This is a genomic window from Geodermatophilus sp. URMC 63, assembly GCF_053502565.1.
Genome location: NZ_CP199956.1, coordinates 649,615 through 669,279, shown reverse-complemented (window position 1 = coordinate 669,279; position 19,665 = coordinate 649,615). Strand labels below are relative to the sequence as shown.

Annotated in this window: 20 protein-coding genes; 14 read left to right on the top strand and 6 right to left on the bottom strand. The window is 75.6% G+C overall.

All coding sequences use genetic code 11. From position 1 onward, the window contains the following. Nucleotides 1-16: 16 nt before the first annotated feature. Nucleotides 17-889 (bottom strand): RNA polymerase sigma-70 factor, encoded by an 873-nt coding sequence (locus ACWIZO_RS03155; protein ID WP_448641098.1) that lies wholly within the window; start codon nt 887-889, stop codon nt 17-19. After that, entirely contained in the window at nt 886-1,455 is a 570-nt protein-coding gene (locus tag ACWIZO_RS03150; protein ID WP_448641097.1) for a carboxymuconolactone decarboxylase family protein, read from the bottom strand. Before ACWIZO_RS03150 ends, ACWIZO_RS03155 begins: the two co-directional genes overlap by 4 nt. A 155-nt stretch (nt 1,456-1,610) precedes the next feature. On the opposite strand from ACWIZO_RS03150, the gene ACWIZO_RS03145 reads away from it, so the two are divergent. Beyond that, nucleotides 1,611-2,018, top strand: a complete 408-nt coding sequence (locus ACWIZO_RS03145) for a YybH family protein (RefSeq protein ID WP_448641096.1) — start codon at nt 1,611-1,613, stop codon at nt 2,016-2,018. Nucleotides 2,019-2,092: 74 nt separating this feature from the next. Here the strand turns inward: ACWIZO_RS03145 and ACWIZO_RS03140 are convergent, their stop codons facing one another. Further along, on the bottom strand, nt 2,093-2,401 hold the full coding sequence (locus ACWIZO_RS03140) for a chorismate mutase (protein WP_448641095.1): 309 nt from the start codon (nt 2,399-2,401) through the stop codon (nt 2,093-2,095). Nucleotides 2,402-2,676: 275 nt separating this feature from the next. Here ACWIZO_RS03140 and pcrA point away from each other — a divergent pair, with 275 nt between their 5' ends. Then, nucleotides 2,677-4,974, top strand: coding sequence for a DNA helicase PcrA (pcrA, locus tag ACWIZO_RS03135; protein ID WP_448641094.1), 2,298 nt, complete (start codon nt 2,677-2,679; stop codon nt 4,972-4,974). Between the two features lie 180 nt (nt 4,975-5,154). On the opposite strand, the gene ACWIZO_RS03130 is transcribed toward pcrA, so the two are convergent. Then, a complete protein-coding gene (locus ACWIZO_RS03130) occupies nt 5,155-5,994 on the bottom strand; it encodes a M23 family metallopeptidase (protein ID WP_448641093.1) in 840 nt (279 codons plus the stop codon). A gap of 273 nt (nt 5,995-6,267) precedes the next feature. On the opposite strand from ACWIZO_RS03130, the gene ACWIZO_RS03125 reads away from it, so the two are divergent. Next, on the top strand, nt 6,268-6,852 hold the full coding sequence (locus tag ACWIZO_RS03125; protein WP_448641092.1) for a cysteine hydrolase family protein: 585 nt from the start codon (nt 6,268-6,270) through the stop codon (nt 6,850-6,852). Nucleotides 6,853-6,918: 66 nt separating this feature from the next. Here ACWIZO_RS03125 and ACWIZO_RS03120 read toward each other — a convergent pair whose 3' ends face one another. Beyond that, entirely contained in the window at nt 6,919-7,842 is a 924-nt protein-coding gene (locus ACWIZO_RS03120) for an esterase/lipase family protein (protein ID WP_448641091.1), read from the bottom strand. Nucleotides 7,843-8,005: 163 nt separating this feature from the next. Between ACWIZO_RS03120 and ACWIZO_RS03115 the strand changes: the two genes are divergently transcribed. From ACWIZO_RS03115 to ACWIZO_RS03075, 9 genes are all read left to right on the top strand, one after another. Continuing rightward, the gene (locus tag ACWIZO_RS03115) at nt 8,006-9,100 is read left to right on the top strand and encodes a hypothetical protein (RefSeq protein ID WP_448641090.1); all 1,095 of its coding nucleotides are present in this window, start codon (nt 8,006-8,008) and stop codon (nt 9,098-9,100) included. Further along, nucleotides 9,097-9,459, top strand: a complete 363-nt coding sequence (locus ACWIZO_RS03110; protein WP_448641089.1) for a cobalamin B12-binding domain-containing protein — start codon at nt 9,097-9,099, stop codon at nt 9,457-9,459. The genes ACWIZO_RS03115 and ACWIZO_RS03110 overlap by 4 nt, the downstream gene beginning before the upstream one ends. 172 nt (nt 9,460-9,631) lie before the next feature. Continuing rightward, nucleotides 9,632-10,792 carry an ADP-forming succinate--CoA ligase subunit beta gene (gene sucC / locus ACWIZO_RS03105; protein WP_448641088.1) on the top strand — a complete coding sequence of 387 codons (1,161 nt, stop codon included), beginning with the start codon at nt 9,632-9,634 and terminating at the stop codon, nt 10,790-10,792. A 34-nt stretch (nt 10,793-10,826) separates the two neighbouring features. After that, entirely contained in the window at nt 10,827-11,705 is an 879-nt protein-coding gene (gene sucD / locus ACWIZO_RS03100; protein ID WP_448641087.1) for a succinate--CoA ligase subunit alpha, read from the top strand. 315 nt (nt 11,706-12,020) lie between these two features. Then, entirely contained in the window at nt 12,021-13,361 is a 1,341-nt protein-coding gene (locus tag ACWIZO_RS03095) for a hypothetical protein (protein ID WP_448641086.1), read from the top strand. 128 nt (nt 13,362-13,489) lie between these two features. Further along, nucleotides 13,490-14,686 carry a cell division protein PerM gene (locus ACWIZO_RS03090; RefSeq protein ID WP_448641085.1) on the top strand — a complete coding sequence of 399 codons (1,197 nt, stop codon included), beginning with the start codon at nt 13,490-13,492 and terminating at the stop codon, nt 14,684-14,686. Between the two features lie 137 nt (nt 14,687-14,823). After that, nucleotides 14,824-15,432, top strand: a complete 609-nt coding sequence (gene purN, locus ACWIZO_RS03085) for a phosphoribosylglycinamide formyltransferase (protein ID WP_448641084.1) — start codon at nt 14,824-14,826, stop codon at nt 15,430-15,432. Beyond that, entirely contained in the window at nt 15,429-17,003 is a 1,575-nt protein-coding gene (gene purH, locus ACWIZO_RS03080) for a bifunctional phosphoribosylaminoimidazolecarboxamide formyltransferase/IMP cyclohydrolase (protein ID WP_448641083.1), read from the top strand. The genes purN and purH overlap by 4 nt, the downstream gene beginning before the upstream one ends. Beyond that, on the top strand, nt 17,003-17,638 hold the full coding sequence (locus ACWIZO_RS03075; RefSeq protein WP_448641082.1) for a pentapeptide repeat-containing protein: 636 nt from the start codon (nt 17,003-17,005) through the stop codon (nt 17,636-17,638). Before purH ends, ACWIZO_RS03075 begins: the two co-directional genes overlap by 1 nt. Before the next feature lie 59 nt (nt 17,639-17,697). On the opposite strand, the gene ACWIZO_RS03070 is transcribed toward ACWIZO_RS03075, so the two are convergent. Beyond that, on the bottom strand, nt 17,698-18,327 hold the full coding sequence (locus ACWIZO_RS03070) for a hypothetical protein (protein ID WP_448641081.1): 630 nt from the start codon (nt 18,325-18,327) through the stop codon (nt 17,698-17,700). A gap of 148 nt (nt 18,328-18,475) precedes the next feature. Here ACWIZO_RS03070 and ACWIZO_RS03065 point away from each other — a divergent pair, with 148 nt between their 5' ends. Together ACWIZO_RS03065 and ACWIZO_RS03060 are read left to right on the top strand one after the other, a co-directional pair. Then, the gene (locus ACWIZO_RS03065; protein ID WP_448641080.1) at nt 18,476-19,345 is read left to right on the top strand and encodes a bifunctional methylenetetrahydrofolate dehydrogenase/methenyltetrahydrofolate cyclohydrolase; all 870 of its coding nucleotides are present in this window, start codon (nt 18,476-18,478) and stop codon (nt 19,343-19,345) included. Further along, on the top strand, nt 19,345-19,644 hold the full coding sequence (locus tag ACWIZO_RS03060; RefSeq protein WP_448641079.1) for a DUF3017 domain-containing protein: 300 nt from the start codon (nt 19,345-19,347) through the stop codon (nt 19,642-19,644). Before ACWIZO_RS03065 ends, ACWIZO_RS03060 begins: the two co-directional genes overlap by 1 nt. Nucleotides 19,645-19,665: the final 21 nt, after the last annotated feature.

The window sequence follows — 19,665 nt, the reverse complement described above, 5'->3', positions numbered from 1 at the left end:
GCGCGGGGTCGGGCCCTCACCTCCGCAGGCCGGCCAGCTTGTCGGGGTTGAGCACCACGAGGACCTGCTGCACCAGCCCGTCGGTGACGACCAGCGACACCGCCACGTAGGGCCCGGCGTCGGTCCACGCCGCCACCCCGGGCAGGCCGTTGACCTCCGTCAGGTCCATCCGCAGGCCCGGCAGCGACGCGCCGCCCTGCACGACCGCGGCCAGGAAGCGGGCCACCTTCTCCGCGCCCGTGATCGGCCGCAGCGCCGCCCTCGTCCGGCCGCCGCCGTCGGTGACGAGCACCGCGCCGGGTGCCAGCGCGGTCAGCAGCGCGTCGACGTCGCCGCCCAGGCACGCGGCCAGGAAGCGCTCGGTGACCTCCCGGTGCGCCTGCCGGTCGGTGTCGAACCGGGGACGGCGAGCGGCCACGTGCTCCCGGGCGCGGTGCCCCGCCTGCCGGACGGCGGCCTCCGAGCGGCCCAGCGCGGCGGCCACCTCCGCGACGGGTAGGCCGAACACCTCGCGCAGCACGAACACGGCGCGCTCGACGGGGGAGAGGGTCTCGAGGACGACGAGCAGCGCGAGCGACACCTCGTCGCCGAGCACCGCCTCGTCGGCCGGGTCGCCGGCCTGGGCGGTGAGCAGCGGCTCGGGCAGCCACGGGCCGACGTAGGTCTCGCGCCGGGCGCGGGCGGAGGTCAGCCGGTCCAGCGCCAGCCGGGTCGTCGTCCGCACCAGCCACGCCCGCGGGTCGGTGACGTCGTCGCGGTCCGCGGCCGACCAGCGCAGCCAGGCGTCCTGGACGACGTCCTCGGCGTCGGCGACGCTGCCCAGCACCTGGTAGGCGACGGTGAACAGCAGCCGCCGGTGCGCGTCGAAGGCCGGCAGCAGGTCGGTCACGCGCGGGCCGGGAGCTCGCAGCGGTCCCGGAAGCCCTGGCTGTGCAGGCCGAGGGCGCTGTTGGCCCGGGCCCGGCTGTTCTCCACGGCGACCATCGTCGTCAGCTCGAGCAGGGCGGCGTCGTCGAGGTCGCGCCGCAGCCCGGCGACCATCTCGTCGGTGACGCCCATCGGCGTGGTGCTCATCGCCTCGGCGTACTCCACGACCCGCCGCTCGAGGTCGGTGAGCGCGTCGCTGTCCCGCCAGGTGGGGACGGCGCGCAGCTTGGCCGGGTCCACGCCCTCTTGGCTGGTGACCCACCAGCCGAAGTCGACGCACCAGGAGCAGCCGACGGTCACCGCCGCCGACATGACGGCGAGCGACTTGAGGGTGGGGTCGAGCCGGTCCCACCTGGCCAGCGACCTCTCGTGGCGGAGCTGGGTGAGCAGGAGCCGCGGGTGGTGCCCCATCGCGGCGGCGGGGGTGAGCGTCGCGCCGTAGGCGCGGCGGGAGTACCGGTCGACGGCGCGGGTGAGCAGGGTGCGCGGCGGGTCGAGCGGGATGCGGGCGGTGGTGCTGCCGGTCATGGCGTGTCCTCTCCGTCGGGGCGTGTCCATGCAGACGACGCAGCGGCCCGCGGTGTGACACGCGGCCGGGGGTTCCGCCGCGGACGAGGCGCGCGGACCCTGACTCGCCAGTGGGGCACGGCGGGCCGCCACGGTCCGCCGGGGGAGGAGCCGAGGTGGACCCAGCACTGTCCCGGGCGATGGACCGGGTCGCGGACGGCCTCGCCGCGATGGGGGCCGGCAACCCCGGTCCCTACGTGGGCTGCTGGGCGGACTCGCCCGACGTGACCCTGTTCGGCGCCTGGGGGCCGGTCGAGCGGGGCCACCACGCCGTCACGCGGACCTTCGAGTGGGTGGGCAGCCGCTTCAGCGACGGCCGGCTCGTCCCGCGCTACGACGTCGTCGCCGTCAGCGGGGACCTCGCCTACACCGTCGGCTCCGAGCAGGGGACCGTCCGCGTCGACGGCGGGGAGCCGCAGGAGATGACGCTCCGGGTGACGCACGTGTACCGGCGGGTCGAGGGCGACTGGTGGCTGGTCCACCGGCACGCCGACCTCCCGCCGGCCGACCCGCGCCACAGGTGAGATGGCGGAACGGCCACCCCTCAGGGTCCCCTCCGCCTGAGCCTGCGAGGCGTGGGGGGAGGGGTGGACCTCCTTCAGAGGCGCCCGCGGCCCTGGCGCAGCAGCATCATCCCGAGCGTCGCGCCGTCCGGGCCGAGCGCGTCCTGGAAGCGGTCGATCACCTGCTTCTCGCGGGCCAGCGACAGCCGGGTGCCGCCGGCGGCGCGGCGCAGCCGGCCGATCTCCTGCGACACGGCGAGCCGGCGCTGCACCACCCGGATGATCTCCGCGTCGCAGGCGTCGATCTCCTCCCGCAGCTCGGCGATGCGGGTGTCGGCGTCCGGCACGGTGGCGAGCGGGGTGGCGAGCGGGGTGGCGAGCGGGGTGGGGACGGTCGCGGTCATCGGGGTCCTCCGGGGCGGGTCGGTGGCCGTCGGACCCCGGGAACGAGAAACGCCCCGGGCTCCTCGGGCCCGGGGCGTTCGTTGCGGCGGCTGCTCAGCCAGCGGCGACGGACACCGGAACCCGGTGCCCGTAGGAAAACTCGACGGTGGCGAGCAGCACGAGGGGAGTGTGCCACAGCGCCGGTGACGGGCGCCACGGTGTCCGGCGGCCGCCGTCCCCAGGGCCGGTCGGCGGCCGGGGGAGCGGCCGCCGACCGAACTACAGTGGTGTGGCTATGAGCAGCGTGCAGCAGGCCCTCCCCGGAACCGCCGCGCTCCAGCGCTCCGCCCCCGGCTCGGTGGGCCGGGAACTGGACCGCATGCTGGCCGGCCTCAACGGTCCCCAGCGCCAGGCCGTCGTCCACGAGGGCGGTCCGCTGCTCATCGTCGCCGGCGCCGGCTCGGGCAAGACCCGCGTGCTCGCCCACCGCATCGCCTACCTGCTGGGCGCCCGTGGTGTGCAGCCCGGCGAGGTCCTGGCGATCACCTTCACCAACAAGGCCGCCGGTGAGATGAAGGAGCGGGTCGCCGCGCTGGTCGGCCCGCGCGCCCGGGCGATGTGGGTCTCGACGTTCCACTCGATGTGCGTGCGCATCCTGCGCGCCGAGGCCTCGAAGCTGGGCCTGAAGTCGTCGTTCACCATCTACGACCAGGGCGACTCGGTGCGGCTGATGACGATGGTCGCCCGCGACCTCGACCTCGACGCCAAGCGCTACCCCGGCCGCAGCCTCGCCGCCCAGGTGTCCAACCTGAAGAACGAGTTGGTCGACGAGGAGGGCTTCAGCCCCCAGACGGCGCCGGAGAAGGTGCTCAAGGAGGCCTACACGCTCTACCAGCGGCGGCTGCGCGAGGCGCACGCGCTGGACTTCGACGACCTGATCATGACGACGGTCAACCTGCTGCAGGCCTTCCCCGACGTCGCCGAGCACTACCGCCGCCGCTTCCGCCACGTGCTGGTCGACGAGTACCAGGACACCAACCACGCGCAGTACGTGCTGGTCCGCGAGCTGGTCGGCACCGGCCAGGGTCCGGTGCCGCCGGCCGAGCTGTGCGTCGTCGGCGACGCCGACCAGTCGATCTACGCCTTCCGCGGCGCGACGATCCGCAACATCGACGAGTTCGAGCGCGACTACCCGCAGGCGACGACGATCCTGCTGGAGCAGAACTACCGCTCCACGCAGCGCATCCTCAAGGCGGCCAACACCGTCATCGCCAAGAACACCGGCCGCCGCCCCAAGAACCTGTGGACCGACGCCGGCGACGGCGAGCTGATCGAGGGCTACGTCGCCGAGAACGAGCACGACGAGGCGGCCTGGGTCGCCGAGCAGATCGACGCGCTGGTCGACGAGGGGCAGGCCCGCCCGGCCGACATCGCCGTCTTCTACCGGACCAACAACGCCTCCCGCGTGTTCGAGGAGGTGTTCATCCGCGTCGGCATGCCCTACAAGGTCGTCGGCGGGGTGCGCTTCTACGAGCGCAAGGAGGTCCGCGACGCGCTGGCCTACCTCAAGGTCGTGTCGAACCCGGCCGACGTCGTCAGCCTGCGCCGGGTGATCAACACGCCCAAGCGCGGCATCGGCGACAAGGCCGAGGCGTGCGTGGAGCAGTTCGCCGACCGGGAGCGGATCGCGTTCGCCACCGCGCTGCGCCGCTGCCCGGAGATCACCACGCTGGCCCCGCGCTCGCTCAAGGCGCTGCAGGACTTCGTCGCGCTGCTGGAGGAGTTCGAGCAGCTGGTCGAGACCGGCTCGGGCCCCGCGGCGCTGCTGGAGAGCATCCTCGACCGCACCGGTTACCTCGCCGAGCTGGAGGCGAGCACCGACCCGCAGGACGAGGGCCGCGTCGACAACCTCAACGAGCTCGTCTCGGTGGCCGCCGAGTTCGAGGCGGCCAACCCCGGCGGCACCGTCACCGACTTCCTCGAGCAGGTCTCGCTGGTGGCCGACGCCGACCAGATCCCCGTCTCCGGCGACGAGGCCGGCGTCGTCACGCTGATGACGCTGCACACCGCCAAGGGCCTGGAGTTCCCGGTCGTGTTCCTCACCGGCCTGGAGGACGGCGTCTTCCCGCACCTGCGCGCGCTGGGCGACCCCCGGGAGCTGGAGGAGGAGCGGCGGCTGGCCTACGTCGGCATCACCCGCGCCCAGCGGCGGCTGTTCCTCTCCCGCGCCACGGTGCGCACCAGCTGGGGCCAGCCGGCCTACAACCCGCCCTCGCGCTTCCTCGACGAGCTGCCCGGCGAGGCCGTGCACTGGGCCCGGGTCGACCCGACGCCGGCGCCGAGCACCGGCTACGGCTCCGCGCAGTCGCGGGTGGCCGCGACCGGGCTGTCCACCGGCGGCCTGCGCGGCGGCGCGGGCAACCGGGCGGTGATCTCCGTCGAGGTCGGCGACCGGGTCAGCCACGACGCGTTCGGCCTGGGCACCGTGGTCGAGGTCAACGGCGCCGGAGACAAGGCGCAGGCGACGGTCGACTTCGGCTCCGGCGGCACCAAGCGCCTGGTGCTGCGCTACGCCCCGCTCGTCAAGCTCTGAACGCCGGCGCCGAGGTCACGCAGCGTCCTGGTGCGGCACTGGTCGTGCGGACCCTCGTCCCGCCGGTCCAGGTGCACGGCCGTCGGTCCGCTCTGCGGGTGTTCCTCGTGCTCCGGAGGGTGCTCCGGGGGTGCTGCAGCACCCGCAGAGCACGAGGAACACCCGTGGAGCGGCGCTCGCTCACACGGTGACGCCGTGCTCGGCGAGCCACTCCTCGGGGTCGATCGGCCGGCCGGCCATGCTGCCGCGGTTGATCTGGTAGTGCAGGTGCGGGCCGGTCGACTGGCCCTCGTTGCCGATCTTCGCGATCTGGTCGCCGGCGTGCACGATCTGGCCCGCCTCGACGTCGTAGTAGCGCATGTGGCCGTAGACGTGCACGTTGCCGTCGGCGTCCTGGATGTACACGGCGTTGCCGAACCCGGTGGCCGGGCCGGCGCGCAGCACGACGCCGTCGGTGGCCGAGTAGATCGGGGTGCCCAGCGGGCCGGCGAGGTCGATGCCGTAGTGCATCGAGCCCCAGCGCATGCAGAAGCAGGTGGTCATGCGGCCCTGCGCAGGCAGGACGGTCCGTGGCTCGCGGGCGGCGCGCGAGGCGGCGAGTTCACTGAGGCGCTGCTGGGCCTCGGCCTCGCTGATGCCGCGGCGGGCCTCGGCGTCCTCCACGTCCCCGGTCAGGCCCAGGTCGGCCGCGCCGAGCCCGTAGTCGGCCGCGCTGACCGAGGTGGTCGCGGGCGTCCCGCCGGTGAACGCGGGGACCGCCGCGAGCACGGCTCCGACGACGAGCGCGGCCAGCCACAGCGGGCCGCGCCGGCCGGGCGGGCGGCGCACGGCGCGGCGCGTCGCGGGCGCGGCCTCCTCCGGGGCGACCTCCTCTGCGGCCTGCGGGGTGGTGGCGTCGGCAGGGACGGCGTCCCCGGCGGCGCGCGGGGCGGGGATGGGCACGAGCGCCGGGCGGGCGGTGACGCGCGGGAGGGCGCCCGTCGGGCGCTCGAGGAGCGCGGGAGCACTCTGCCGGGTCACGGGACACCCTTCGTCCACGCTCCCGGGACCCCTGTGCGCAGCGGTCCGTCGGCGGAGCGACGGCGGTGGAGGCGCCCGAGGGACACCCGCCGGTGGGTACCGGCGCCGTGATCGGACCGTAACGTGCAGTCACCAGAGCCGCGGGTAGGCGACGGTGCGTGTCGTCATGTCACCCGGCGGGCCTCTCAACGGTCAGAGTGAGGAACGAGCGGCCCGGCACCGTCTGCGACGGCAGCGCGGCGGGAGCCGCTCCTCGACGATTCGGAGTGAGACATGACCACGGCCGCGGAGCCTGACCGGCGGGCACTCGTCCTGCTGGACTTCCAGCGCGATTTCCTCGCCGACGACGGGCGGATGCCCGTCGCCCGCCACCACGTCGCCCCGGTTCTCGCCGCCACCCGCTGCGCCGTGGACGAGGCGCGGCTCCGTGGCGACCTCATCGTCAAGGTCGGCAACGAGTTCCGCCGCAGGGACGTCATCGGCAACCTCCTGCGCCGCCGAGCGGCTGTCTCGGGCTCGGCTGGGACTGCCTGGGACGACCGCATCGACGTCGAAGAGGCGCTCTACGTGCCGAAATCCGCCGGGAGCGGGTTCAGCAACCCAGCTCTGGGCGCCGCACTGGACGATCGCGGCATCAGGCACCTGGTGATCGCCGGGCTGTTCGCCAAGGGGTGTGTCCGGGCCACCGCCGAGGCCGCCCTCCGCCGGGGTCTGACCGTGGAGATCCTGGGGGACGCGGTCGCGTGCTCCTCGGACCGCAGCCGCGACCGGGCACTGCGCCTCCTGGCCGACGGTGGCGCCCGCGTCACCGCCGCCAGTCACGAGACGGGGGATCGTCGCTCCCCGCAGGAGCGCTGAGCCCGGGTAGCGGCCCGGCGCGCAGGCCTCTCACCTCCTCCGTGAGGGGGCCGGCGGTGAGGACGCTCAGGCGACCGCCGCCGCGACCGGCTGCGCCGGGGTGGCCGGCCGCCGCCCGGCCAGGGTGACGGCGACCTCGTCGACGACGCCGCGGTGGAACGGCAGCGTCATGTGCCCCACGCCGCGGACGAGCACGTTGCGCGCCTTCAGGTCCGGGTGGTCGCAGCGCCCGGCGCGGGTGGGGACGACGAGCTGGTCGAGGTCGCTGTAGACGGCGGTCATCGGGGTCGACCAGTCCGGCGCGGGCTCGGCGAGCTCGCGCAGCACGGGGGAGCCGGGGCGCAGCTGGCGGACCAGCGGCGTGGGCAGCAGGTGGGCGAGCACCGACCCGCCGTGCGGCGTCCCCAGGGTCACCAGGGACTCCACCCGGCGTCCGCCGCCCTGGCGCTGCACGTAGTGGCGGGCGATCAGGCCGCCCAGGCTGTGGCCGACGAGGTGCACCCGGTCGTGCCCGGTCTGGGCGCAGATCCGCTCGACCTGGTCGCCGAGGTCGGCGGCGCCCGCCGCGACGTCGCGCAGCAGCGGGCTGTAGTTCCAGGTGCAGACCTGCGCGAACCCGCGCCGGCGCAGGCCGCGGCGCATGACCGTGAAGATGGAGCGGTTGTCGATCAGCCCGTGCACCAGCAGAACCGGGACGCGCGCGGCCAGCGGGTCGGGGGCGAACAGCGCGCGGACGCCGGGTGGCTGCTCACCGGGCCGGCAGCGGGGGTCCAGCCGCAGTACCTCCTCGCTCGTGCCCAGCGGGTACATGAGGGCGTGGGCGCCGACCCAGGCCAGCTCGGTCAGCCCTCCGGCGACGGCGGCCGGTGTGACGAGCGAGCGGAGCAGGCCCCGTGGCGTCCCCGGAGGGAGCGTCGCGGTGTGCGACTCTGGACTGCACCCGGGATCGCCGGTCGCGCGCATGAGCTGGTCCTCCCGTTCGTCGGCCACCGGCCGGGTCCCGGGACCCGGGAGCCCACCTGTGGCCGGAGCACCGAGCTCGTGCTCCGTTCACATGACGGTAATGCCCTCGTGTGGCGACGGTCACACGAGCGATGCCGAGTCTCGACGACATCGAGGCCGCTTCGTGACACTTCTCGACGAAGGAGGACCCGTGGCCGCCCGGGACCGCTCTGCCCGCGACGACCGCGCCCCCAGCGGGACCGCCCGGCGCACCGGCTCTCCTGCGCACGTCCGGGGAGCCGAGGCCGGCCGGCCGGCCGCGAACCGGCGCCCGTCGTCGACGGGTCGGCCGGAGGCTCCCGGCACCGGTCCGGGCCGCCGCACCGAGGGCCTCGTCGTCGGCGAGCCGCCGCGCACCGCCCGCCTCGCCGGCGTCCTGCTCGTCCTGGCCGGGCTCGCCGGGGCGGTCGCCCTGTTCCCGACCTACCTCGTCGTCGGCAGCCAGGCGCTCACCCTCGGCCGGGGTGTCGGCGCGGTGCTGGTCGGCCTCGTCCTCCCGCTGGCGTCGGTGGCGGTCGGGGCCGGGCTGGCGGCGGGGCGGGTCCCGCGCTTCGGACTGGCCTACGCCGGCGTGGGCGGGGTGCTCGCGCTCGGCTCGCTGCTCATCGAGGTCTACCGGGGCAGCAGCTCGACGGTGCGCCCCGGCATCGAGGTGCTGGCCGGTGAGCGGGTGCTCACCAGCTCGGTGGCGACCGGTGCCGGCTGGTGGCTGCAGGTGGCCGCGCTGGGCCTGGCCGTCCTCGCCGGAGGGTGCGCCGCCGCGGCGTGGGGCCGCACGCTCATGGAGGACCGTGGTGCCCTCGACCCGGTCCGCCCGGCGCTGGCGGGGAGCGCGGTGCTCCTCGGCGTCCTCACCGTGCTGTGCCTGGCCCTCCCCGCGGCCGACGTCCCCGACCGGCTCGTCGACGACCCGGCCACCGGTCTCGAGGTCGTCGTCGAGCAGCAGGGGCCGCAGGCGCTGCTGGAGCGGCCGGGGCTGGCGCTGCTCGGCGGGCTGCTGCTGGCCGGCGCCGTGCTGCTGGGCGCGGTGCTCGCACCCTCGCTGCGGCCGCGGCTGGCCGCGGTCGGGGGCCTGCTCGCCCTCGCCGTGACCGTGCTGTCGGCCGGGCTGACCGGCCTGCGTGACGCCGTCGCCTCCCCGGACCTGGAGTGGACCGTGCCCGGCGCCGGGCTGCTCGCCGCCGGCCTGGCCTACGCGCTGCTCACCGTGCTGGCCTGGCGCCTGCGCCGGACGCCGGCGCCGTGACCACGGCCGAGCGCCTCCGGGTGGTCGTCGCCGGGCCCGACGCCCCGGAGGACCCCCGCGCCGTCTCCCTGGCCCGCGCCCTGCGCGACGCCGGCGCCGAGGTGGTCCTGACCGGCGTCCCGCGGTCGGCCGCCGCGCTGGCCGCCACCGTGGTGCAGGAGGACGCCGACGCCGTGGGCGTGGCCGGCGCGCCGCCGGATCTGCTCGCCGCGGTGCTCGAGCAGCTGGCCGCCGCCGGCGTGGACGACGTCACCGCCTTCGTGCTCGGCGGCCCGGACGGCGGGGAGCTGCCCGCGGGCGTGCGCCGGTTCGCCGACGGCACCCCGCCCGTCGACGTCGTCGCCGCGCTCGGCCGCTGACCGGCGCGGTCGCCTGGCGCCGTCCTCGCCGCGAGCTGGGCGGGAGCGATCCGGCGCCCCTGGTCGGCCGGGCCGCCCGCGGGACGGCCCCGCCCGCCGCGCCCTGTGACGCTGCGCACCCTGCCCACGCCGGTGCGAGGAGCCGGATCCGCGGGAGCTACGGTGCTCGCTCGTGGACCTCTTCGAGTACCAGGCGCGTGACCTGCTGGCCTCGCACGGCGTGCCCGTGCTCCCCGGCGGCGTGGCCGAGACACCCGACCAGGCCGAGGCGATCGCGCGGGAGATCGGCTCGCGCGTCGTCGTCAAGGCGCAGGTCAAGACCGGTGGCCGTGGCAAGGCCGGTGGCGTCAAGCTCGCCGACGACGCCGACGAGGCGCGCGCCCGGGCCCAGGACATCCTCGGCCTGGACATCAAGGGGCACACCACCCACCGCGTGATGGTGGCCCAGGCCAGCGACATCGCCGAGGAGTACTACTTCTCCTACCTCCTCGACCGCGCCAACCGCACCTTCCTGGCCATGGCCAGCGTCGAGGGCGGCATGGAGATCGAGCAGCTCGCCGTCGAGCGCCCCGAGGCCCTGGCTCGCGTCCCCGTCGACGCCACGGTCGGCGTCGACACCGCCAAGGCCACCGAGATCGTCGACGCCGCGGGCTTCCCCGCCGAGGTGCGCGACCAGGTGATCGCCATCGCCGTCCAGCTGTGGGACACCTTCGCCAAGGAGGACGCCACCCTGGTCGAGGTCAACCCGCTGGCCAAGGCGCCCGACGGCACCGTGCTCGCGCTCGACGCGAAGGTGACCCTCGACGAGAACGCCGCCTTCCGGCACCCGCAGCACGCGCAGCTCGAGGACTCCGCCGCCGCCGACCCGCTCGAGGCGCGGGCCAAGGAGAAGGACCTCAACTACGTCAAGCTCGACGGCGAGGTGGGCATCATCGGCAACGGCGCCGGCCTGGTGATGAGCACGCTCGACGTCGTCGCCTACGCCGGTGAGGAGTTCGGCGGGGTCAAGCCGGCCAACTTCCTCGACATCGGCGGCGGCGCCTCGGCCGAGGTCATGGCCAACGGCCTGGAGATCATCCTCTCCGACCCGGCCGTGAAGAGCGTCTTCGTCAACGTCTTCGGTGGCATCACCGCCTGCGACGCCGTCGCCAACGGCATCGTCTCCGCCCTCGGCATCCTCGGCGACGAGGCCGCCAAGCCGCTGGTGGTGCGGCTCGACGGCAACAACGTCGAGGAGGGGCGCCGCATCCTCGCCGAGGCGAACCACCCGCTGGTGACCGTGGTGGACACGATGGACGGCGCCGCGCGCCGGGCCGCCGAGCTCGCCGCCTGATCGCCGCCCCGACTCCCGACAGGACACCACAGAGATGTCGATCTTCCTCAACGAGAACAGCAAGGTCATCGTCCAGGGCATGACCGGCTCGGAGGGGCGCAAGCACACCCAGCGCATGCTCGCCTCCGGCACGGCCATCGTCGGCGGCGTCAACCCGAAGAAGGCCGGCGAGAGCGTCGACTTCGACGGCGCCAGCGTGCCGGTGTTCGGCAGCGTCTCCGAGGCGATGAAGGAGACCGGAGCCGACGTCAGCGTCATCTTCGTGCCGCCGGCCGGCGCCAAGGGCGCGGTCATCGAGGCCGTCGACGCCCAGATCGGTCTGGCCGTCGTCATCACCGAGGGCATCCCGGTGCACGACTCGACCGCCTTCTGGGCGCACGCCCAGGGCGGCTCGACCCGGATCATCGGCCCGAACTGCCCGGGCCTGATCAGCCCCGGGCGCTCGAACGCCGGCATCATCCCGGCCAACATCACCCAGCAGGGCCGGATCGGCCTGGTCAGCAAGTCCGGCACGCTGACCTACCAGATGATGTACGAGCTGCGGGACATCGGTTTCTCCACCGCCATCGGCATCGGCGGCGACCCGGTCATCGGCACCACGCACATCGACGCCCTGCAGGCCTTCCAGGACGACCCGGAGACCGAGGCCATCGTGATGATCGGCGAGATCGGTGGCGACGCCGAGGAGCGCGCCGCCGACTTCATCCAGGCGAGCGTGACCAAGCCCGTCGTCGGCTACGTCGCCGGGTTCACCGCTCCCGAGGGCAAGACGATGGGCCACGCCGGCGCGATCGTCTCCGGCTCGGCCGGCACCGCGCAGGCCAAGAAGGAGGCCCTCGAGGCCGCGGGCGTCAAGGTCGGCAAGACGCCGTCGGAGACCGCCCGGCTCATGCGGGAGATCGTCGGCGCCTGAGCGGGGACCCCGTCCTCCCCACCGCTCGCGCAGGACGCGGCGGGACCCGGACGGGGCACGAGCGCCGCAGGAGGCGTCCGCCCGGTCCGTCCACGGACCGGGCGGACGCCTCCTGCGCGTACGGGGGTGCTGCCGCCGGGTGCTGGCCGGTCCTGACCGCGGGCCGGCCTACCGGACGCCGGCGGCACCGCGGTCGCGACCCGGTCACGATCGCGCCGGCGGTGCCGAGCGGGGAGCGTGGCGTGGTTGCACGAGGACGTGGCGGGGGAGAGCATCCGCGTCGCTCCGACCGATGTGACGAGAGGTAGTCGATCCATGACGTCCAGCCAGCCCTCCGAGCGGCCCGAGGAGTCCGGGCAGCCGGGCCCCGAGGGTCAGCCGGGCTCCGGGCAGCAGCCTCCCGTCGCTCCGCCGCCCTCCGGCCAGCCGCCGCTGGGACAGCCGTACGGCGCCCCGTCGTCCCATGCCCCGTCGTCCCATGCCCCGTCGTCCCACGCCCCGTCGTCCTACGACCAGCCCTACTGGCAGCCGCCTGCCTACGGGCAGCAGGCGTACGGGCAGCAGGCGTACGGCCAGCAGCCGTACGGACAACAGGCGTACGGCCAGCAGCCGTACGGGCAGCCGGCCTACGGCGTGCCGTACGAGCAGCAGGCGTACGGCCAGCAGCCGTACGGCCAGCAGGCGTACGGGCAGTACCAGCCCCACGGGCAGCAGGTGTACGGCCAGTACCAGCCGTACGGGCAGCCGTCGGTCCCCGGTGCGCCCTACGGGCAGTACCAGCCCCTCGGGCAGCCGTCCCCCTACGGCGCGGCGCTCCACGGTGCGGGCCCCGGCCGCCCGGCCGTCGGCTTCGACCTCGAGCGGCTGAGGCTCGCCGACCACGTCGTCGCCGTGAGCGCACTGGCCTACCTGGTGCTGGCGCTCCTGCCCTGGGTCAGCTACTCCAGCGACAGCTTCGACATCCCCGGCTTCGACGTCCCGGCGGTCAGTTACAGCTTCTCCGGCTTCACCTCCAGCGGCCTGGTCACCGTCGCCTTCGTCCTGCTGCTCGTGGCCGCGGTGTGGGCGCTGCTCCCGGCCCTCGTGGACCTGCAGCTGGGGTTCCCGCGCAGCTGGGTCACGGTGGGTCTCACCGGCCTGGCCCTGCTCCTCACGCTCGTCGCCTTCCTCCAGGTGGCCACGCTGACCGACGTCGACTTCCCGGTCTCCGGGCTGTTGGCGCTGCTGGTCGTCGCCGCCGCCACGGTGTTCGCGGTCCTGCGGCTGCTGTCCGAGCTGCGCGGCCGGCCGACGTCGCCGGGTGGTCCCGCCGGCGCGGCGCCCTGGGCGGCCCAGCCGGTGGCCGGCGCCGGAACCCACCCGGGCCCGTCGTCGCCCGGGCAGTCGACCGAGCCCGGGCAGTTCGCTCAGCCCGGCCCGTCGTGGGGGGAGCCGGAGGCGAACGGCGAGCCGACCCAGCCCGCCACGCCGTCGCCGGCGGCCGACCCGGGGGCGCAGCTCCCGTCCGGTCAGCACGCGTCCGGTGAGCACGCGTCCGGTGAGCCCGCGCCCGGTCAGCACGCGCCCGGTCAGCACGCGCCCGGTCAGCACGCGCCCGGTCAGCACGCGCCCGGTCAGCACGGTGGCTCCAGCGCCTCCGGGCAGGGCGGGTCCTGACCGGGATCGCACCCACGTCCGGCTGAGCCCGGTCCTCGCCGTCGTCCGGAGCGCCGTCGGAGCGGGCGCCGGGGGCTGCTCGGCGCGTGCGGCGCCCGTCCGGCGACGGGTCTTGCGAGAGTGGGGACGTGGTCTCCCTGCTCACCCGCCTGCCCTTCCCCGGGCAGCGCGACCCGGACGCCCGGCGGCCCTGGTACCCGGTCGCCCTCGCCGCCGCCGCCACGCTCGCGGTGTCGCTGCTGGGGCTGGTCGGTCTCGGTCTGGCGGTCCTCGTGGTGCAGACCCTCGACCCGTCGGGCGGACTGCCGGTCGGCGGCTCGGCCCGGGTGGCCGGGCAGCTGTGGCTGCTCGCCCAGGGCGGGGCGCTGGTGCTGCCGTCGGGGCCGCTGGTGCTCGCCCCGCTGCTGCTCACCGTCGCCGTCGCGTGGGGGCTGTGCCGCGCCGCCCGGGGCGTGGTCCGGGCGGTCGACCCGGTGGGCGGTCGCGCGGCTGCCGGCGTGGCCGGGACCGTCGTCGCCGTCCACACCCTCCTCGCCGTGCTGCTCGCACTCGCCGTCGACGGGCCGGGTGCCCGCACCGACCTGCTGCGCTGCGCGGCGGGTCCGGCCGTCCTCGCCGCGGTCGCCACCGGGTGGGGCGTGCTGCGCGAGAGCGGCCTGCTCGACGCCGTCCTCGACCGGCTGCCCGGCGCGGTCCGGGCGGTGCTGCCCGCCGTGCTCGCCGGGCTGCTGACCGCGCTCGGGCTCGGTGCCGCGGTGGTCGCCGTCGCGCTGGCCGCCGACGCCGCGGGCTACGCCGCCGTCGCGCGCTCCCTCGGCGGCTCGGGCGCCGGCGCGGTCGGCCTGCTCGCCCTCGGCGCGCTGCTCCTGCCCAACGCCGCCGCCGCGGCGCTCGGCGTCGCCGCCGGCCCGGGGTTCTCCGTGGGCACCGCGACCGTCGTGTCGGTGCACGGGATCAGCCTCGGCCCGGTGCCGGCCCTGCCGCTGCTGGCCGCGCTGCCCGACACCCGGGCGGTGCCGCTGCTGGCCTTCGTCTCCCAGGCGGTGCCCGCGCTCGCGGGCCTGGTCGCCGGCACCACGCTGGGCCGGCGCCTGACCGACGACGACGGCGGGTCCGTGGTCGCCGGCCTGTGGGGCGTCCTCACCGGGGGACTGCTCGGCCTGGCGGCCGGTGTGGTCGTCGCCGTGGCCGGCGGCTCGCTCGGCGACGGCGCCCTCGCCGACGTCGGGGCGCCGCCGGTGGCCACCGCGCTGTTCATCGCCGCCCAGGCCGGTGTCGCCGCCGCGGTCGGCGGTGCCGTCGCGCGCTGGCGCTCCCTCAGCTGAGAGAGTTCCGGCCTCCCGGCCCCTTGCAGGGTCCCGCCGCCGGCCCCGTCCAGAGGCTCGCCGTGAGCCTGCGAACGGTGAGGGGGACGGGGTCCTTCAACGGTGGGGGGCAAGGGGGTCCTTATAGGGTCGGCGGCGTGCCCGACCCCGGACGATCCCCGCGGGCACGGGTCGTCGTCCTGCTGTCGGGCACCGGGTCGCTGTGCGCCGCGCTGCTGGAGGCCACCGACGACCCCGGCTACCCGGCCGACGTCGTGGCCGTCCTCAGCGACCGCGACGCCCCGGGTCTCGAGCACGCCCGCCGCCGCGGCCTGCCCACCGCCACGCGCCGCCTGCGCGACTTCCCCGACCGGGCCGCCTGGGACCGCGCGCTGGCCGACGCCATCGCCGAGCACCGCCCCGACCTCGTCGTCTCGGCGGGGTTCATGCGGATCGTCGGGCCGGCCGTGCTCGACCGCTACGAGGGCCGGCTGGTCAACACCCACCCCGCGCTGCTGCCGGCCTTCCCCGGCGCGCATGCCGTCCGCGACGCGCTCGCCGCGGGCGCCGAGGTCACCGGCAGCACGGTGCACCTGGTCGACGCCGGCGTCGACACCGGCCCGGTGCTGGCCCAGCGCGAGGTCCCCGTCCTCCCCGGCGACGACGAGGACCGCCTGCACGAACGGATCAAGGCCGTGGAGCGCACGCTCCTGGTGGAGACGGTGGCGCGACTCGTCACCGGGACGACGGAGGAGACCCCCCGATGACCGAGACCACGCCCGCCGGGGCCGAGGTCCGCACGCCCGTCCGCCGCGCGCTGCTCGGCGTCTACGACAAGACCGGTGTCGAGGAGCTCGCCCGTGGCCTGGCCGACGCCGGCGTCGAGCTGGTCAGCACCGGGGCCACGGCCCGCCGGATCGCCGACGCCGGCGTGCCGGTGACGCCCGTCGAGCAGGTCACCGGCTTCCCCGAGTGCCTCGACGGCCGGGTGAAGACGCTGCACCCGGCGGTGCACGCCGGCATCCTCGCCGACCGCCGCCGGCCCGAGCACGTGCAGCAGCTCGAGGAGCTGGGCGTCGCCGCCTTCGACCTGGTGGTGGTCAACCTCTACCCGTTCACCGAGACGGTGGCCTCGGGCGCGACTCCGGACGAGTGCGTCGAGCAGATCGACATCGGCGGCCCGGCGATGGTGCGCGCAGCGGCGAAGAACCACCCGTCGGTGGCCGTCGTCGTCGACCCCGCCCGCTACGGCGACGTGCTCGCCGCGGTCGCCGGCGGGGGCTTCACCCCGGCCCAGCGGCAGCGGCTGGCCGTGGCCGCGTTCCGGCACACCGCCAGTTACGACATCGCCGTCGCCTCCTGGATGGGCAGCGTCCTCGCGCCCGATGACGAGACCGGCTTCCCGGCCTGGGTGGGTGCCTCCTGGGAGCGCGCCGACGTGCTGCGCTACGGCGAGAACCCGCACCAGCAGGCGGCGCTCTACCGCAGCGGGCAGCCCGGGCTGGCGCACGCCGAGCAGCTGCACGGCAAGCAGATGTCCTACAACAACTACGTCGACACCGACGCCGCCTGGCGGGCCGCGCACGACCACACCGACCCGTGCGTGGCGATCATCAAGCACGCCAACCCGTGCGGGATCGCCGTCGGCACCGACATCGCCGCCGCGCACCGCAAGGCCCACGCCTGCGACCCCGTCTCGGCCTTCGGGGGCGTGATCGCGGCCAACCGCGAGGTCGACCTCGCCATGGCCGAGCAGGTGGCCGGCGTGTTCACCGAGGTCGTCGTCGCGCCGTCGTTCACCCAGGACGCCGTCGAGGTGCTGACGGCGAAGAAGAACATCCGGCTGCTGCGGCTGCCCGAGGCCGACCGGCCCGCGGTCGAGCTGCGCCCGGTCGGCGGCGGGCTGCTGCTGCAGCGCGCCGACCGCATCGACGCCCCCGGCGACGACCCCACCACCTGGACCCTGGCGTGCGCGGAGCCGCTGGACGCCGCCGGCCTCGACGACCTGGTGTTCGCCTGGCGCAGCGTCCGCGCGGTGCGCAGCAACGCGATCCTGCTGGCGCACGACAAGGCGACCGTCGGCGTCGGCATGGGCCAGGTCAACCGCGTGGACGCCGCCCGGCTGGCGGTCACGCGGGCAGGGGAGCGGGCCGCGGGGTCGGTGGCCGCCTCGGACGCGTTCTTCCCCTTCGCCGACGGCCTGCAGGTGCTGCTCGACGCCGGAGTCCGCGCGGTGGTGCAGCCCGGTGGGTCGGTGCGCGACGAGGAGGTCGTCGAGGCGGCGCGGGCGGCCGGCGTCCCGCTCTACCTCACCGGGACCCGCCACTTCGCCCACTGATGCCGGGATCGAAACCGCACGTCCGGCCGCCCGAGGCCGGCGCGGAGGTCACCGGCGCCGACCTCGCCCGCGTCGACTGGTGGGGCGCGGAGCTCGAGAGCGTCACGTTCACCCGCTGCCGCTTCGACGACGCCGACCTCACCGAGCTGGTCACCCGGCGCTGCGTCTTCGACTCCTGCGTCCTCACCGGCGTGCGGATGAGCGGCTCGCGGCACCGGGGGACGGCGTTCCTGTCCTGCCGCTTCGACCGCGCGCGGCTGATCGACGCCGTCTGGGAGGGCTGCAAGCTGACCGGCTCGCAGTTCCCCGGCGCGGTGCTGCGGCCGCTAACGACGAGGGACTCGGACTGGAGCTGGACCTCCCTGCGCGGCGTGGACCTCTCGGGCAGCGACCTGTCCGGTCAGCGGTTCCGCGAGGCCGACCTCACCGACGCCGACCTGCGCGAGTGCGACCTCACCGGCGCCGACCTCGACCGTGCGCGGATGCAGGTCGGCACGAAGCTGCGCGGCAGCGACCTGCGCGGCGCCGCCACCGAGGCGCTGCCGTGGCGCGCCCTCGAGCTCACCGGCGTCCGCCTCGACCTCGTCCAGGCCGTCCAGGTCGCCACGTCGTACGGAGCCCTGGTCGAGGGATAGGTGAGCCGCCCCGCGGGGGTCGTCGCGGTGTCGGCCGGTAGGCCGATGACGTCGTCGCGTCAGCGGTACCGGGGGCCGGCGAGCATGGCCGTGAGGGCGCCGAGCAGCCCGAGGACGCCGACGGCGCAGGCGAACCAGAAGCCGAGCGAGAACGCGCGCGGGTCCCAGTCCGCCGAGGCGAACGGCACGAGCACGGCGGCCAGTGCCAGCAGGCTGATGAACAGCGCGAGCACGCCGAGGAACCGGTGGGTGCGCGCCGGCAGCCACAGCAGCAGGCCGAGCACGAGGAGCACACCGCCGCCGAGCACCACGGCGAGCGGCTGCCAGAACCCGGAGTCGACCAGACTGACGAACCCGCCGCCGAGCTCGTCGAAACCGCGGGTGACCAGGTCCCAGCCGATGTCGCCGGGCTCCCGCAGCCAGCGGAGCGCCAGGCTGACCGCGGCGGCGATCCCGGCCAGGATCAGCAGCAGCCCGGCCAGCGAGGCGGGACGGCGGACGGGCACCGGCCTCGTGGAGTAGTCCGGTGCCGTGGGGGCGCCGCTCCACGGCGGGGTGGGGCCGTGCGCGCCGGGGGTCACCGCCGGAGCGCCACCGACGGCGGGGATGCCCGGCGTGGTCTGCTCCCGCCAGTCGTCGCCCGGCTGCACGGGACCGACCTGGCGGGTGGACGGGTCGCGCTCGGTCATCTGCTCTCCTGGGTCGGCAGTGCAGGTCGGCAGTGCAGGTCGGCAGTGCAGGTCGGCAGTGCAGGTCGCGGTGCGGGATCTGCGGCTCCCGCCTGCGAGGGTAGGACCGTCGGACCTGCCCCGGGGACGCCTCCGGCACACTGTCCGGGTGCCCGCGACGATCCTCGACGGCAAGGCGACCGCAGCGACCATCCGCCAGGAGCTGACCGCACGGGTCTCGGCCCTGACCGCGGCCGGGCACCGGCCCGGCCTGGGCACGCTGCTCGTCGGTGACGACCCGGGCAGCCGCTGGTACGTCAACGCCAAGCACTCCGACTGCGCGCAGGTCGGCATCGCCAGCATCCAGCGCGAGCTGCCGGAGACGGCCACGCTCGCCGACGTCCTCGCCGTCGTCGAGGAGCTCAACGCCGACCCCGCGTGCACCGGCTACATCGTCCAGCTCCCGCTGCCGCGGCAGGTCGACGAGTACGCCGTCCTCGAGGCGATGGACCCGGCCAAGGACGCCGACGGCCTGCACCCGGTCAACCTCGGCCGGCTGGTCCTCGGCGTCGACGGGCCGCTGCCGTGCACGCCGGTGGGCATCGTCGAGCTGCTGCGCCGCTACGGCGTCCCGGTGGCCGGCGCCGAGGTGGTCGTCGTCGGCCGGGGGATCACCGTCGGCCGGCCGCTCGGGCTGCTGCTCACCCGGCGCTCCGAGAACGCCACCGTGACGCTGTGCCACACCGGCACCCGCGACCTGGCCGCGCACGTCCGCACCGCCGACGTCGTCGTCGCCGCGGCCGGGGTGCCCGGCCTGATCGGCGCCGACGTGGTCAAGCCGGGCGCGGCGGTGCTCGACGTCGGCGTCAGCCGGGTGGACGGGAAGATCGCCGGGGACGTCGCGAAGGACGTCGTCGGGGTGGCCGGGTACGTGGCGCCCAACCCGGGCGGGGTCGGCCCGATGACCCGGGCGATGCTGCTGCAGAACGTCGTCCTGGCCGCCGAGCGGGCCGCCGGGGTCGAGGCGCTCACGGCCTGATGAGTCGACCGCCGCTCTACACCCGCCGGCCGTTCCTGGCCGGGCTGCTGCGCCAGCTGCCGCTGTTGGCGGTGCTCGTGGCCGTCGCGGTGGGCCTGGCGATGGTCGCGCTGGAGCACTGGCGGCGCGGGCTGCTCGTGGTGGGCCTCGCCCTCGTCGGAGCCGGGGTGCTGCGGCTGGTGCTGCCGGTGCGGCGGGTGGGCTTCCTCGCCGTCCGCAGCCGCCCGGTCGACGTCGTCCTGCTGGCCGGGACGGGGGTCCTGCTGTCGGCCCTGACCCTCGCCGTGCCGGGGGACTGAGTGCCACGGACCGCGGAGCGC